A 14,409-nucleotide genomic window follows, 5' to 3' on the forward strand; every position below is an offset into this window, starting at 1 on the left:
TCAAGGGTGCCTCGCGGGTGGACGAAAAAGCTGCCGGTGCCTCAGAAGGGCACCGGCAGCGTGGAGTTCGAGCTTCCGTACGGGTCAGCCGACGAGGCTGTCGTCGAGCTCCTCCGTCAGGTTGGACTCGGTCCCGGGAATCCCCAGGTCCTGCGCCCGCTTGTCGGCCATCGCGAGGAGCCGGCGGATCCGCCCGGCCACCGCGTCCTTGGTCAGCGGCGGGTCGGCGAGCGCGCCCAGCTCCTCCAGGGAGGCCTGCTTGTGCTCCATGCGGAGCCGGCCGGCTGCGGCGAGGTGCTCGGGCACCTCCTCGGCGAGGATCTCCAGGGCGCGCTGCACCCGGGCCCCCGCGGCGACCGCGGCCCGCGCCGAGCGGCGCAGGTTGGCGTCGTCGAAATTGGCCAGGCGGTTGGCGGTGGCGCGGACCTCGCGCCGCATCCGCCGCTCCTCCCAGGCGAGCACCGACTCATGGGCGCCGAGCCGGGTGAGGAGGGCGCCGATGGCGTCGCCGTCGCGGACGACGACCCGGTCCACACCCCGTACCTCGCGGGCCTTCGCGGCGATGGAGAGCCGACGGGCCGCGCCGACCAGGGCGAGAGCCGCCTCCGGTCCCGGGCAGGTGACCTCAAGGGAAGAGGACCGGCCGGGCTCGGTCAGCGAGCCGTGGGCCAGGAAGGCGCCCCGCCAGGCCGCCTCCGCGTCACAGGTCGCGCCCGAGACCACCTGCGGGGGAAGACCGCGGATGGGCCGCCCCCGGCCGTCCACGAGGCCCGTCTGCCGGGCCAGCTGGTCGCCTCCGGCCACCACGCGCACCACGAAACGCGAGCCGCGCCGCAGCCCGCCGGGGGCCATCACGATCAGTTCGGAACTGTGTCCGAAGATTTCCAGAATATCCCGCTTCAGGCGGCGTGCCGCCATCGCCGTGTCCAACTCCGCTTCGATCACGATGCGGCCGCTCACCAGGTGCAGCCCGCCCGCGAACCGCAGGATCGACGAGACCTCTGCCTTCCTGCAGCAGGTCCGGGTGACGGGAAGCCGGGAGATCTCGTCTTTCACCGCTGCCGTCATCGCCATGGGCCGATCCTTCCATGCATCCGAAAAATACGGTCGTACGCGGCGGCCAACAGCTCCGGGTCATGCTTCGCGGAGCCGTCGGGCCCGGCCACCGGCGCCAGCTCGACCGCGGCACCGAGCCGCTTGGCGGCATCGGCGAGGGACTCGCGATCGGGCACGGCAGCCTCGTCGGCGAGCACCACGTCCAGGGCGAGTTTAGGGGCGTGTCGTCCCAAAACCTCCAAATGACGCTGCGGAGAGAAGCCCTCTGTTTCTCCGGGTTGCGGCGCCAGGTTCAGCGAGAGCACCTTCCGGGCCTTCGTCTCGGCGAGGGCGTCGAGGAGTTCGGGGACGAGAAGGTGCGGAATCACCGAGGAGAACCAGGAGCCGGGACCCAGGACGACCCAGTCCGCGTCGAGCACCGCGGCGACGGCCTCGGGCACGGCCGGCGGGTCGTGCGGCACGAGGTGCACCGACTGCACCTCACCCGGGGTGAGCGCCACCGTCGCCTGACCGCACACGGTGTCCACGTCGTCCGGGCGCTCCGGGTCATGCCCCTTGACCAGGGCCTGGAGCTCCAGCGGTACGGCGGACATGGGCAGCACCCGGCCCTGGGCGCCGAGCAGCCTGCCCACCAGGTCCAGGGCCTGCACGGGGTCGCCGAGCTGCTCCCAGAGGGCGACGATCAGCAGGTTGCCGACGGCGTGGCCGTGCATCTCCCCCTTGGACTGGAAGCGGTGCTGGATCACCCGGGCCCAGGTCTGGCCCCAGTCGTCGTCCCCGCAGAGCGCGGCGAGCGCCTTGCGCAGGTCACCGGGGGGCAGCACGCCGAGCTCCTCCCGGAGCCGGCCGCTGGATCCCCCGTCGTCGGCGACGGTGACGACGGCGGTGAGGTCGCCGGTGATCCGGCGGAGGGCCGCCAGGGAGGCCGACAGGCCCATACCGCCGCCCAGCGCGACGACCTTCGGCTGGGTGCCCCGCCTGCGGAGCGTGCGCCGCACCGACAGGGTGGAGGCGCGACGACGGTACGGCTTCACTCGCGCCCCATGTCCCGGTGCACGACGACGGTCTCGACCCCTTCGGCGGCGATGCGGGCGGCGAGCCGCTCGGCGGTGGCGACCGAACGGTGCTTGCCGCCGGTGCAGCCCACGGCGATGGTCACGTACCGCTTGCCCTCGCGGCGGTAGCCCGCGGCGATCAGCTGGAGCAGCTCCGTGTAGCGGTCCAGGAACTCCTTGGCGCCCGGCTGGTTGTAGACGTAGTTCGACACCTCCTCGTTGAGGCCGGTGAAGGGGCGCAGCTCGGGGACCCAGTGCGGGTTCGGCAGGAAGCGCATGTCGACGACGAGGTCGGCGTCGACGGGCAGGCCGTACTTGAAGCCGAAGGACATGACGGTGGCCCGGAGCTCGGGCTCCTCGTCGCCGGCGAACTGGGCGTCCATCTTGGCGCGCAGCTCGTGCACGTTGAGGCTGGAGGTGTCGATGACGAGGTCGGCGTCGCCGCGCAGCTCGCGCAGGAGGTCGCGCTCGGCGGCGATGCCGTCGGTGATCCGGCCGTCGCCCTGGAGGGGGTGCGGTCTGCGGACCGACTCGAAGCGCCGGACGAGGGCGTCGTCGGACGACTCCAGGAAGACGATCCGGCGGGTGACCTGCTTGGAGTCCAGGTCGGCGAGGGACTCCCTGAGGTTGTCGAAGAACTGCCGGCCGCGGACGTCGACGACGACGGCGATCCGGGCGACGTTCCCCTGGGAGCGGGCGCCGAGCTCCACCATGGTCGGGATCAGCGCGGGCGGCAGGTTGTCCACGACGAACCAGCCGAGGTCCTCCAGACACTTGGCCGCGGTGGACCGGCCGGCTCCTGACATGCCGGAGATGATCACCAGCTCGGGAATGGCCGCCTCGGCGCCGTTGTCGCCGGGGGTCTCCTTCGTGCCCGTACTCACGTGTCCTGCTCCGTCTCGGTCGTGCTCGTCGTGCTGGTCGCTCTGGTCCTGCTGGTCCTGCTGGTCGCTCTCGTCACGCTGGTCGTCGTGCTGCTCGTGCGCGGTCATGCCGTGCCGCCCCCGTCGTCTTCCATGATCTCTCCTGTCGCCGTGTTCACGGCGGGTGCGGCCGGGGCCGCCTGGGCGAGGGCCACGACGACCGCCTCCGCGGTCTTCCGGCCCATGCCGGGGACCTCGCAGATCTGCTCGATTGTCGCCTGTCGAAGCCGTTTCACCGAGCCGAAATGCTTGATCAACGACTGTTTCCGGGTGTCGCCCAGGCCCGGGACCGCGTCCAAGGGGCTGGTCCGGATGCGTTTCGTCCGCTTGGAGCGCTGGTAGCGGATCGCGAAGTCGTGAGCCGTGTCACGTACCCGCTGGAGAAGATAGAGGCCCTCGCTGGAGCGGGGCAGCACCACCGGGTCGTCGTCGCCGGGGAGCCAGACCTCCTCCAGGCGCTTGGCGAGTCCGCAGACCGCGATGTCGTCGATGCCGAGCTCGTCGAGCGCGCGCCGGGCGGCGGCGACCTGCGGCTGCCCGCCGTCGACCACGACGAGCTGGGGCGGGTACGCGAAGCGCCTGGGCCGCCCGTCGTCCTCGGCGAGGACCCCCGCGAGGACCTCGCCCTCGGGCTCCGTCCCGTCCGGCCACTCGCCGGTCTTCTCCTTCTCGGCGAGGTAGCGCTTGAACCGCCGGCTGATCACCTCGTGCATCGAGCGGACGTCGTCCTGGCCCTCGAAGCCCTTGATCTGGAAGCGGCGGTACTCGCTCTTCCTGGGCAGCCCGTCCTCGAAGACGACCATCGAGGCCACGACGTCCTCGCCCTGGAGGTGCGAGATGTCGAAGCACTCGATCCGCAGCGGCGCCGAGTCCAGGTCCAGGGCCTCGGCGATCTCCTCCAGGGCCCGGGAGCGGGTGGTCAGGTCGCTGGCGCGCTTGGTCTTGTGCAGGACGAGTGCCTGCTGCGCGTTGCGCGCGACCGTCTCCATCAGGTCCTTCTTGTCGCCGCGCTGCGGGATCCGCAGCGAGACGTTGGACCCGCGCCGGCCGGCGAGCCACGCGGTGACGGCCTCGGCGTCCTCCGGCAGCGCCGGGACCAGGACCTCCTTGGGGACGGTGTCGCCGCTCTCCTCCCCGTACAGCTGCTGGATCGCGTGCTCGACGAGCCCGGCCGTGTCGACGGCCTCGACCTTGTCGGTGACCCAGCCGCGCTGGCCGCGCACGCGCCCGCCGCGCACGTGGAAGATCTGGACGGCCGCCTCCAGCTCGTCCTCGGCGAGGGCGATCAGGTCGGCGTCGGTGGCGTCGGCCAGGACGACCGCGCTCTTCTCCATCGCCCGGCGCAGGGCCTCTATGTCGTCACGGAGCCGGGCGGCCTTCTCGTACTCCATGTCCTCGGCCGCCAGCATCATCTGCTTCTCCAGGCGGCGGATGTACGTGCCGGTGCGGCCGGCCATGAAGTCGCAGAACTCCTCGGCCAGTTCGCGGTGCTCCTCGGGCGTGACCCGGGCGACGCAGGGCGCCGAGCACTTGCCGATGTAGCCGAGGAGACAGGGGCGGCCCGCCGAGGCCGCGTTCCGGAAGACGCCGGCCGAGCACGTGCGCACGGGGAAGACCCGCAGCATCAGGTCGACGGTCTCGCGGATCGCCCACGCGTGCGCGTACGGCCCGAAGTAGCGCACGCCCTTCTTCTTGTGGCCCCGCAGGACCTGGACGCGCGGGAACTCCTCGTTCAGCGTGACCGCGAGGTACGGATAGCTCTTGTCGTCCCGGTACTTGACGTTGAACCGGGGGTCGTACTCCTTGATCCAGGAGTACTCCAGCTGGAGCGCCTCGACCTCGGTCGAGACGACCGTCCACTCCACGGAGGCGGCGGTGGTCACCATCGTGGCCGTGCGCGGGTGCAGACTCACGAGCGGCTGGAAGTAGTTGGCCAGCCGCTGCCGCAGGGATTTCGCCTTCCCCACGTAGATCACCCGACGGTGCTCGTCGCGGAATTTGTAGACCCCCGGCGAGTCGGGGATCTGCCCCGGCTTGGGGCGGTAGCTGGAGGGGTCTGCCATGGTCCCCACCCTACTGGCGGGGACCGACACTCCGGTCTCGCGCACGCGTCGGCGAAGCGAGGCGTGGACGGCCCCGGCCCCGCCATCCCGTCGCGGGTGGCGGGGCGGGGTGGTCCGGCCGGCGGCGGCCGGGCTCAGCCCTCCCGGGCGACGCGGCGCCGACGTATCGCCGCCGTGGCCGCGAGGGCGAGGGCCAGGACCGCGCCGGCGCCCGCCGCGGTGGACGCCACGGTGACGGCGGGCTCCTCGTGAGGCGCGGGCGCCGGTGCGGAGGCCTGCGGGGCGTAGCCGCCGGCCGCGCCCTTCTTCGCGTACGCGGAGCCGGGGAGCTTGTCCCCGTACGCCTTCGCGACCCGCTCCCGGTACCCGGCCAGGCTCGTCCCGTTCTTCCCGACGGCCCGCACCGCGTCCTCGTCCAGCGGCAGCACCTTCGTGCCCTTCTGGACGTACCAGGCGTCGATCTGCGGCTCCCGGAAGACGAGGCCGCCGGGCAGCACGCGTCCGCCCTGCTCGGCGTACCGGATCTCGTCGTCGCCGGTGGCGATGTTCACCACCTGCCAGCCGCCCGGCTGCTTCACCGTCCACAGCGAGGCCTTCTGACCGTCCGAGGCCACGGCCCGGCTCGCCCGGAACTCGACGCGGGCGACCGGCGCCCCCGCCTTCCCGGCGACGAAGTCCGGGGAGAGGATCCGTACCGGCACGGACCCGCCCTCGACGCGCGGGGCGGCCGCCGAGCGGGCGAGCGCCCCGTCGCGGGCGAAGAACCGGGACAGGGTGTCCAGGGTCTGCGGTGCGGAGGCAGCCTGTTCGGGGGTCGGCGCGGGCGGCAGGCCCTCCGCGGCGGCGGCCGGGAGCGCCCCGAGGGCGACGAGGGCGGCGGTGGTCAGGAGACCGGCGCCGATGGCACGTCCGTTCATCGTCGTCACGCCCCGATCCGGTAGAGCGAGTGGGTCCAGGAGAAGGAGTTGTTGTTGACGTACCAGGCGTGCGAGGCCCAGTTGTAGCGGTCGCTTGAGGGCCAGGGGTCGCCCCAGTAGACCCAGCTGCCGGCGTCGTCGTAGCCGTAGATCACGTGCATGTGGCCGCCGCCGCTCGACCACTGGATCCGGGTCTCGATCGGCCGGTCGGCGTTGACCTCGGTCTGGACGGTCGAGTAGCGCAGCCAGCCGTTGACGTACGAGCCGGGGCTGATGCCGGCCCAGCTCAGTCCGGTCTGGACGTTGCCGAGCGTGGCCTGGTTGTTGGGGCAGTCGTAGCCCTGCTGGCGGTTGAAGGCGGCGTTGCAGAACTGGTTCTGGCTGTAGTTGCGTCCGAACCAGGTCGCGATGGTGTTGCCGCCCGCGGCCCAGCACCAGTTGGTCTTCTGCTGTGCCTGCATGGTGATGTCGAGCTGCTTGTAGCCGAGGGTGGAGACGTCCTCACCGGCCGGCGCGGCGGACGCCGACGTGGTGGGGACGAGGAAGAGGGCGGCTGCGGCGAGTGCCGCGAGGGACAGTCTTCTGCTGAGCATCGCGTTCCTCCCATGAAGGGGGGTGTGGGGATGTGGGGAGTGGAGGAGCGCGTCCGGACGCTGGTCAGGAGCATCTGCCGTTGTCGGGAGCGGGTCAACACGCTTCAATGCGGGGTGACATCGGACTGTGAACGGTGTGACCCGGGTGTGAACGGACGCCCTGGGCCCACCTGCCCGCCCACCGCTCGCGGCGCGACGGTCCGCTCCCCCGTCGTGAACGTTCACTGAGGAGTCCTCGTGAGCCACACCGAGGCCGATCTGGTGCAGCTGCTGCACACCGGCCCCTTCCATCTGGCGCTGCGCACCGCGCTCGCCGTGCGAGGACTGCCTCTCCAGCGGGTCCAGCACCATCTCGCGCACCGGGGCATCAGGGTCGGGGTGACGAGTCTGAGCTACTGGCAGCAGGGTGCCCGCCGCCCGCAGCGGCCGGAGTCCCTGAAGGCCGTGCGCGCCCTGGAGGAGGTGCTCCAGCTGCCCGGGAACTCGCTCCTCCGGCTCCTGTCGGAGGACGCGGCGGGCCGGGCCGACGTGGAGCGGCCGGCGGGCCGTTCGTACCGCTCACTGGTGGAGGCGTCCGGCTCCGTCGAGGAGCTGCTCGCGGAGCTGGAGTCCCCGGCGGACGGCGGGCTGCACACGGTGGGGCACCACGAGCGGGTACGGATCGGGGCGGGGCGGGAGCTGGTGGGGCGCGAGTCGCAGCACGTCGTGCGGGCGCACCGGGACGGCGTCGACCGCTATCTGGCCATCCACCACGGGGATCCGGGTTGCGACCCGTCCCTGGTGGCGGTGCGGGCCGTGGAGAACTGCCGTACCGGACGGATCCGGTGGCACGCCGGGACGGGGGTGATGGTCGCGGAGCTGCTCTTCGACGCGCGGCTGCGGGCCGGGGACACGCATCTGTTCTCGTACGGGTTCGAGGACGGCACGGCGGGTCCGAGCGGGGAGTACGTCCGCGGGTTCAGCTTCGCCGGCGGGCAGTACGTGCTCCAGGTGCACTTCGACGAGGCGGCGCTTCCGGTGCGGTGCCGGCGGTTCGCCCAGACCTCGGCGGGTGCGCCGCGCGGGGGCCGTGCGGAGCTGACCCTGAGCGGCCGGCACCGCACGGTGCACCTCGTGGAGCAGGGGGTGCGCCCGGGGATCCTGGGGATCGACTGGGACTGGTCGTGAGGGTGGACGCCGGCGTCCAGGGCCTGTCGATCAGGCCTCGGGGCCGGCCACCAGCTTGCCGTTCTCGACGCGGACCGGGACCTCGGGGAGCGGGACGGTGGCCGGGCCCTTGAGCGCCTTGCCGGTCGTCACGTCGAAGCGGCTGCCGTGGCAGGGGCAGTTGCCCTCGTTGTCCTCGATCTTGTCGAGGACGCAGCCGGCGTGGGTGCACTGGGCGCTGAACGCCTTGTACTGGCCCTTGGCGGGGCAGCTCACCAGGACCCGCTGCTCGCGGTAGAGCTTGGCGCCGCCGACGGGGACCTCGTCCGGGGCGCCGAGGGTGACCGGGGCGGTCGGGGTCGGGACCTGGGCGTGGCCGAGCTTGGACTCGGTGGAGCAGGCGGCGACTCCCAGCCCGGCGGCGCCGGCGAGGGCGGCACCCTTCAGTACGGTGCGGCGGCTGGACTGGCCGGACATGAGCGCTCCACGGTGGGATCGGGGCAAGGCGTGACCGAACCGACGATACCGGCGGCGCTCCGCGGGCCGTCGCCCGGGCCTGGGCGTGAGGCGGGACCCCTGGTGGGGTCCCGCCTCACGCCAATGCTCAGGCCTTGGAGCTCAGGCCTTGGGCCTCAGGCCTTGCGGGCCCGGCTCGTCGCCTTCTTGGCGGTGGCCTTGGTGACCGCCGCCTTCGTGGCCGTCTTCTTCGCCGGGGTGGCGGCCTTCTTGGCGGGAGCCTTCTTCGCCGCCGCCTTCTTCGCCCCGCGGGCCGCCGGGACGCTCCCGGCGGCGTCGCTGATCCGGTCCGCTCCGAGGACCTCGCGGAGGAACTTGCCGGTGTGGCTGGCCGGGACGGAGGCGACCTCCTCGGGCGTGCCCTCGGCGACGACGAGACCGCCGCCGCTGCCGCCTTCGGGGCCCATGTCGATGAGCCAGTCGGCGGTCTTGATGACATCGAGGTTGTGCTCGATGACGATCACCGAGTTGCCCTTGTCGACCAGACCGGAGAGGACCTTGATCAGCTTCGAGATGTCCTCGAAGTGCAGACCGGTGGTCGGCTCGTCCAGGACGTAGACCGTCCGGCCCGTGGAGCGCTTCTGGAGCTCGGAGGCGAGCTTCACGCGCTGGGCCTCGCCGCCCGAGAGGGTCGGCGCGGACTGCCCGAGGCGGACGTAGCCGAGGCCGACCTCGTTGAGCGTGCGGAGGTGGCGGGCGATGGTCGGGACGGCCTCGAAGAAGTCGAGGGCCTCCTCGATCGGCATGTCCAGGACCTCGGCGATGGACTTGCCCTTGTAGTGGACCTCCAGGGTCTCCCGGTTGTACCGGTCGCCGTGGCAGACCTCGCACGGGACGTAGACGTCCGGGAGGAAGTTCATCTCGATCTTGATCGTGCCGTCGCCGGAGCAGTTCTCGCAGCGACCGCCCTTCACGTTGAAGGAGAACCGGCCGGGCAGGTAGCCCCGGACCTTGGCCTCCATCGTCTCGGCGAAGAGTCTGCGGACGTGGTCGAAGACGCCGGTGTACGTCGCCGGGTTCGACCGCGGGGTGCGGCCGATCGGGGACTGGTCGACGTGCACGACCTTGTCGACGAGGTCGTCGCCGTCCACGCGCGTGTGACGCCCGGGCACCGACTTGGCGCCGTTCAGCTCGCGCGCCAGGTGGGTGTAGAGGATGTCGTTGACCAGGGTCGACTTGCCGGAGCCCGAGACGCCCGTGACGGCCGTGAGGACACCCAGCGGGAAGGAGACGTCGATGTCCCGCAGGTTGTTCTCGCGGGCACCGTGCACCGTGAGCCGGCGCCCGGGGTCCACGGGGCGGCGGATGTCCGGCGTGGGAATCGCCCGGCGGCCGGACAGGTACTGCCCGGTCATCGACTCCTCGTTGGCGAGGAGCTCCTTCAAGGGACCGGAGTGGACGACCTTGCCGCCGTGCTCACCGGCACCGGGGCCGATGTCGACGACCCAGTCCGCGACCTTGATGGTGTCCTCGTCGTGCTCGACGACGATGAGCGTGTTGCCCATGTCCCGGAGCCGGACCAGGGTCTCGATGAGCCGGTGGTTGTCGCGCTGGTGGAGGCCGATGGACGGCTCGTCGAGCACGTACAGCACGCCGACCAGGCCGGAGCCGATCTGGGTGGCGAGCCGGATGCGCTGGGCCTCGCCGCCGGAGAGCGTGCCGGCGGCCCGGTTGAGCGAGAGGTAGTCGAGGCCGACGTCGACGAGGAAGCGCAGTCGCTCGTTGACCTCCTTGAGGACCCGCTCGGCGATCTTCTTGTCGCGGTCGTTCAGCGTGAGCCGGGAGAGGAACTCGGCGCAGTCGCTGATGGACATCGCGGAGACCTCGGCGATGGACCGGTCCATGACCGTGACCGCGAGGACGATCGGCTTGAGGCGGGTGCCCTCACAGGTGGGGCAGTGCACCTCGCGCATGTAGCCCTCGAAGCGCTCGCGGCTGGAGTCGCTCTCGGCCTCGCTGTGCCGCCGCTTGACGAAGGAGACGGCCCCCTCGAAGGCCGGGGTGGTGTACGCCCGCTCCCGCCCGTACCGGTTGCGGTAGCGGACCTCGACCTGGGTCTTGTGGCCGTACATCAGAGCCTTCTTGGCGCGCTGCGGCAGCCCCGCGTACGGGATGTCCGTGCGGAAGCCGAGGGCCTCGGCGAGGCCGCCGATCAGCCGGCCGAAGTACTCCTTGGTGTGGCCGTGCGACCAGGGGTGGATCGCGCCCTCGTCGAGGGACTTGTCCTCGTCCGGGACGATCAGCTCGGCGTCGACCTCCATGCGCGTGCCGATGCCGGTGCAGTCCGGGCAGGCGCCGAAGGGCGAGTTGAAGGAGAAGGAGCGCGGCTCCAGCTCCTCGAAGGACAGGTCGTCGTACGGGCAGTAGAGGTGCTCCGAGTACATCCGCTCGCGCTCGGGGTCGTCCTCCGGGAGGTCGACGAAGTCGAGCACGACCATGCCGCCGGAGAGCCCGAGCGCGGTCTCGACGGAGTCGGTGAGGCGGCGCTTGGCGCCTTCCTTCACGGTGAGGCGGTCGACGACTACCTCGATCGTGTGCTTTTCCTGCTTCTTCAGCGTCGGCGGTTCGCTCAGCTGTACGGTCACGCCGTCGACCCGGGCGCGGCTGTAGCCCTTGGTCTGGAGGTCGGCGAAGAGGTCGACGAACTCGCCCTTCCGCTCGCGCACGAGCGGGGAGAGGACCTGGAAGCGGCTCCCCTCGGGGAGCTCCAGGACCTTGTCGACGATGGCCTGCGGCGACTGGCGGGAGATCGGCCGGCGGCACTCGGGACAGTGGGGCTTGCCGATGCGGGCGAAGAGCAGGCGGAGGTAGTCGTAGACCTCCGTGATGGTGCCGACCGTCGAGCGCGGGTTGCGCGAGGTCGACTTCTGGTCGATGGAGACGGCGGGCGACAGACCTTCGATGAAGTCGACGTCCGGCTTGTCCATCTGACCGAGGAACTGCCGTGCGTAGGAGGAGAGCGACTCGACGTACCGGCGCTGCCCCTCGGCGAAGATCGTGTCGAACGCGAGGGAGGACTTGCCCGATCCCGAGAGCCCGGTGAAGACGATGAGGGAGTCACGCGGGAGGTCGAGCGAGACGTTCTTGAGGTTGTGCTCGCGAGCGCCACGGACGATGAGACGGTCGGCCACGCCGGTCCGCACCTTTCTTGAGATTGCGGATGTGCCTGACACACCCAACAACCAAGGATGCCGGATGCTTCCGTCGAGCCTATAGCACGCACATTCGATTTCCGGTCTCCTGGAGACCGCTTCACCCGAACGGGTGGCGGCGCTAGGGTCGGCGCCATGATCGACCACGAACGTGATCTTGCCTCCGTGAAAGAAGCGACCGACCGGCTGCTGACCGCTGCCGCCTCCTGGGACAACGCGGCGACGGCCGAGCCGTCACGGCTTCCCGGCTGGACGCGCGGACATGTGCTGGCCCACATCGCGCGTAACGCCGACGCTCTGGTGAACGTCCTCCAGGGCCGCCCCATGTACGCCGACGCCGCGACCCGCGACGCCGACATCGAGCGCGACGCCGGCCGCCCGCTCGCCGTCCATCTCGCCGACGTGCGCGAGAGCGGCGACGCCTTCCAGGCCGCCGGCGCCGAGCCCGCCGACTGGAGCCGTACCGTCGAGCTCCGCAACGGCGTCACCGACAGCGCCTCCCGGATCCCCTTCCGCCGCTGGGTCGAGGTGGCCCTGCACCACGTCGACCTCGGCGTCGGCTACGAGCTGGAGGACCTGCCCGAGGAGTTCGTCCTGCGGGAGATCGACTTCCTCGCGGACCGCTTCACGGGCGGCGCCGGCGTGCCGCCGACCCGGATCGTGGCAGCGGAGGGCACGGGAACCTGGACCACCGGCTCCGCCGAGGACACCGGGACGACCGTGACCGTCACCGGCCCCGCTCCCGAGCTCCTCGGCTGGCTCGCCGGCCGCCGCGACGGCTCCGCCCTCAAGACCGAGGGCGGCCCGCTCCCGGCGCTCCCGCCGCTGTAGCCACCGCAGCAGCCCCCGCGGTGTCGGTACCCGGGGCTAGGCTGAGCCCATGACGTACAGCGGAGTGGTGAAGGTCGGCGGACCGGCGGACGTGCACGAGCTGACGGACCTGATGATCTCGAAGGTCGCGGTCGGCCCGATGGACAACAACGCGTATCTGCTGCGCTGCCGGGCGACCGGCGAGCAGCTGCTGATCGACGCGGCCAACGACGCCGACACGCTGCTCACGCTGATCGGTGACGACGGCATCACGGCCGTCGTCACCACCCACCGGCACGGCGACCACTGGCAGGCCCTGGCCGCGGTCGTCGCCGCGACCGGCGCCCGGACCTACGCAGGGGCGTACGACGCGGAGGGCATCCCGGTCGCCACCGACGTGCCGGTCGAGGACGGCGACACGGTGCGGGTCGGCCGGGTCGAGCTGACCGCCCGTCGGCTCGTCGGGCACACCCCGGGCTCGATCGCCCTCGTCTACGACGACCCGCAGGGCCACCCGCACGTCTTCACCGGCGACTGTCTCTTCCCCGGCGGGGTGGGCAACACCTGGAAGGACCCGGAGGCCTTCGCGAGCCTGGTCCACGACGTGGAGACGAAGCTCTTCGCCGTCCTGCCGGACGAGTCGTGGGTCTACCCGGGCCACGGCAAGGACACCACGCTCGGTGACGAGCGCCCGCACCTCGCGGAGTGGCGCGAGCGCGGCTGGTGACCTGCCGTCGCACCGACAGCGCGCGGCTCACGGGCCGCGCGCTTCCGCACGCCCCCGTAACCGGGACGGCCGCCGGGTAGTTGGCGCCACATGCGCTCCAGTCACTCTCCGTCGCCACCCGCTCCCCCGGCTTCCCCCGCTCAGCCCGCTCAACCCTCGATGACCCGGCTCGCCACCGCCTCGCTCGTCGGCACCGCCATCGAGTTCTTCGACTTCTTCGTCTACGGGACCGCCGCCGCCCTCGTCCTCGGGCCGCTCTTCTTCCCGACCTTCTCCCCGCTCGCCGGGACCCTGGCCGCCTTCGGCACCTTCGCCATCGGCTTCGTCGCCCGCCCGCTGGGCTCGGTCCTCTTCGGGCACGTCGGCGACCGGTACGGCCGCAGGCCGGTCCTCTTCGCCTCGCTGCTCCTGACCGGCTGCGCCACCGTCGCGGTCGGCTGTGTCCCCACGTACGCGACGCTCGGCATCGCCGCCCCCCTGCTCCTGCTCGTCCTCCGCTTCCTCCAGGGCCTGGGGCTGGGCGGCGAATGGGGCGGGGCGGTCCTGCTGACGGCCGAGCACGCGCCGGCGCACCGGCGTGCCCTGTGGGCCAGCTTCCCGCAGATCGGCCCGGCGGTCGGCTTCCTCCTCGCGAACGGGGTGATGCTGGCGCTCACGGCGGGCCTGAGCGACGCGGAGTTCCGTTCCTGGGGCTGGCGGGTGCCGTTCTGGGCGGCGGGGCTGCTCGCGGCGGCGGGGCTGCTGCTGCGCTCCTCCCTGGCGGAGACCCCGCAGTTCGAGGAGCTGGCCGCGTCGGGACGGCGGGCGGGCGCCCCGCTGGCCGAGGTCGTCCGCGACCACTGGCGGCTGGTGCTGCTGACGGCCGGGGCGCTCGCCGTCGGGTACGCGGTGTTCTACACGGTCTCCACCTGGGCCCTCACCTACGGCACCGAGCGGCTCGGGGTGAGCAGCACGGTCATGCTGACCTGCGTCATGGCCGCGGTGGCGGTCAAGGGCGCGGCCACCCCGTTCGTCGCGCTCCTCGCCGACCGCTGGGGCCGCCGTCCGCTGTGCCTGGCGGGGTGCGCGGCGTCCGCGCTCTGGATGTTCCCGATGGTGGCCCTGCTGCACACCGCGCAGCCGCTCCTGATGTTCCTCGGGTTCCTGGGGTCGCTGCTCGCCTTCATCACGATGTTCGCGGTGGTCGCCGCGTACCTCCCGGAGCTCTACGAGCCCCGGGTCCGCTGTACGGGCGCGGCCGTCGGCTACAACCTCGCCGGGGTCCTCGGCGGCGCCCTCACGCCGATCGTCGCCACCACCCTCTCGGACGGCGGCTCGGGCCCGCCGTGGGGCGTCGCGGCCTATCTGACGGTGGTGGCCCTCGTCAGCCTGGGCTGCTTCGCGCTGCTCCCGGAGACCCTGCCGAGCCGCTGCGAGGCGGTGGAGGGCGCGCCCGCCTGACGGCGCGGGAG

12 protein-coding genes are annotated in these 14,409 nt (G+C 71.8%); 4 read left to right on the forward strand and 8 right to left on the reverse strand.

Going from position 1 to position 14,409, the window contains the following annotated elements; genetic code table 11:
- Positions 1 to 84 precede the first annotated feature (84 nt).
- The 6 genes from whiA to OG580_RS08285 form a co-directional block, all read right to left on the reverse strand.
- Complete coding sequence (whiA, locus tag OG580_RS08260; protein ID WP_017238652.1) at positions 85 to 1,074, reverse strand: DNA-binding protein WhiA; 990 nt, start codon at positions 1,072 to 1,074, stop codon at positions 85 to 87.
- Entirely contained in the window at positions 1,065 to 2,090 is a 1,026-nt protein-coding gene (gene yvcK, locus OG580_RS08265) for a uridine diphosphate-N-acetylglucosamine-binding protein YvcK (RefSeq protein ID WP_267042979.1), read from the reverse strand. Before yvcK ends, whiA begins: the two co-directional genes overlap by 10 nt.
- Positions 2,087 to 3,103 (reverse strand): RNase adapter RapZ, encoded by a 1,017-nt coding sequence (rapZ, locus tag OG580_RS08270; protein ID WP_267042980.1) that lies wholly within the window; start codon positions 3,101 to 3,103, stop codon positions 2,087 to 2,089. Before rapZ ends, yvcK begins: the two co-directional genes overlap by 4 nt.
- A complete protein-coding gene (gene uvrC / locus OG580_RS08275; protein ID WP_267042981.1) occupies positions 3,100 to 5,097 on the reverse strand; it encodes an excinuclease ABC subunit UvrC in 1,998 nt (665 codons plus the stop codon). Before uvrC ends, rapZ begins: the two co-directional genes overlap by 4 nt.
- A gap of 134 nt (positions 5,098 to 5,231) precedes the next feature.
- Positions 5,232 to 6,014 carry a hypothetical protein gene (locus OG580_RS08280; protein WP_267047939.1) on the reverse strand — a complete coding sequence of 261 codons (783 nt, stop codon included), beginning with the start codon at positions 6,012 to 6,014 and terminating at the stop codon, positions 5,232 to 5,234.
- Between the two features lie 5 nt (positions 6,015 to 6,019).
- The gene (locus tag OG580_RS08285) at positions 6,020 to 6,607 is read right to left on the reverse strand and encodes a papain-like cysteine protease family protein (RefSeq protein ID WP_267042982.1); all 588 of its coding nucleotides are present in this window, start codon (positions 6,605 to 6,607) and stop codon (positions 6,020 to 6,022) included.
- A 237-nt stretch (positions 6,608 to 6,844) separates the two neighbouring features.
- Between OG580_RS08285 and OG580_RS08290 the strand changes: the two genes are divergently transcribed.
- On the forward strand, positions 6,845 to 7,774 hold the full coding sequence (locus OG580_RS08290; protein WP_267042983.1) for a hypothetical protein: 930 nt from the start codon (positions 6,845 to 6,847) through the stop codon (positions 7,772 to 7,774).
- A gap of 30 nt (positions 7,775 to 7,804) precedes the next feature.
- Here OG580_RS08290 and OG580_RS08295 read toward each other — a convergent pair whose 3' ends face one another.
- A complete protein-coding gene (locus OG580_RS08295) occupies positions 7,805 to 8,230 on the reverse strand; it encodes a Rieske (2Fe-2S) protein (RefSeq protein WP_267042984.1) in 426 nt (141 codons plus the stop codon).
- Positions 8,231 to 8,385: 155 nt separating this feature from the next.
- Positions 8,386 to 11,400 (reverse strand): excinuclease ABC subunit UvrA, encoded by a 3,015-nt coding sequence (gene uvrA / locus OG580_RS08300; protein ID WP_267042985.1) that lies wholly within the window; start codon positions 11,398 to 11,400, stop codon positions 8,386 to 8,388.
- Between the two features lie 156 nt (positions 11,401 to 11,556).
- Here uvrA and OG580_RS08305 point away from each other — a divergent pair, with 156 nt between their 5' ends.
- From OG580_RS08305 to OG580_RS08315, 3 genes are all read left to right on the forward strand, one after another.
- On the forward strand, positions 11,557 to 12,252 hold the full coding sequence (locus OG580_RS08305) for a maleylpyruvate isomerase family mycothiol-dependent enzyme (RefSeq protein ID WP_267042986.1): 696 nt from the start codon (positions 11,557 to 11,559) through the stop codon (positions 12,250 to 12,252).
- Between the two features lie 49 nt (positions 12,253 to 12,301).
- A complete protein-coding gene (locus OG580_RS08310; protein ID WP_267042987.1) occupies positions 12,302 to 12,958 on the forward strand; it encodes an MBL fold metallo-hydrolase in 657 nt (218 codons plus the stop codon).
- A gap of 159 nt (positions 12,959 to 13,117) precedes the next feature.
- Positions 13,118 to 14,398, forward strand: coding sequence for an MFS transporter (locus OG580_RS08315; RefSeq protein WP_267042988.1), 1,281 nt, complete (start codon positions 13,118 to 13,120; stop codon positions 14,396 to 14,398).
- The last annotated feature ends 11 nt before the right edge of the window (positions 14,399 to 14,409 follow it).

Origin of the sequence: Streptomyces sp. NBC_00094 (assembly GCF_026343125.1) — a bacterium.
Classification (GTDB): Bacteria; Actinomycetota; Actinomycetes; order Streptomycetales; family Streptomycetaceae; genus Streptomyces.

Excerpts from the sequence above, each read along its gene's own strand:
- whiA (WP_017238652.1), bottom strand. The coding sequence starts at position 1,074 with ATGGCGATGACGGCAGCGGTGAAAGACGAGATCTCCCGGCTTCCCGTC.
- rapZ (WP_267042980.1), bottom strand. The coding sequence starts at position 3,103 with ATGACCGCGCACGAGCAGCACGACGACCAGCGTGACGAGAGCGACCAG.
- uvrC (WP_267042981.1), bottom strand. The coding sequence starts at position 5,097 with ATGGCAGACCCCTCCAGCTACCGCCCCAAGCCGGGGCAGATCCCCGAC.
- OG580_RS08280 (WP_267047939.1), bottom strand. The coding sequence starts at position 6,014 with ATGAACGGACGTGCCATCGGCGCCGGTCTCCTGACCACCGCCGCCCTC.
- OG580_RS08285 (WP_267042982.1), bottom strand. The coding sequence starts at position 6,607 with ATGCTCAGCAGAAGACTGTCCCTCGCGGCACTCGCCGCAGCCGCCCTC.
- OG580_RS08295 (WP_267042984.1), bottom strand. The coding sequence starts at position 8,230 with ATGTCCGGCCAGTCCAGCCGCCGCACCGTACTGAAGGGTGCCGCCCTC.
- OG580_RS08305 (WP_267042986.1), top strand. The coding sequence starts at position 11,557 with ATGATCGACCACGAACGTGATCTTGCCTCCGTGAAAGAAGCGACCGAC.
- OG580_RS08310 (WP_267042987.1), top strand. The coding sequence starts at position 12,302 with ATGACGTACAGCGGAGTGGTGAAGGTCGGCGGACCGGCGGACGTGCAC.
- OG580_RS08315 (WP_267042988.1), top strand. The coding sequence starts at position 13,118 with ATGACCCGGCTCGCCACCGCCTCGCTCGTCGGCACCGCCATCGAGTTC.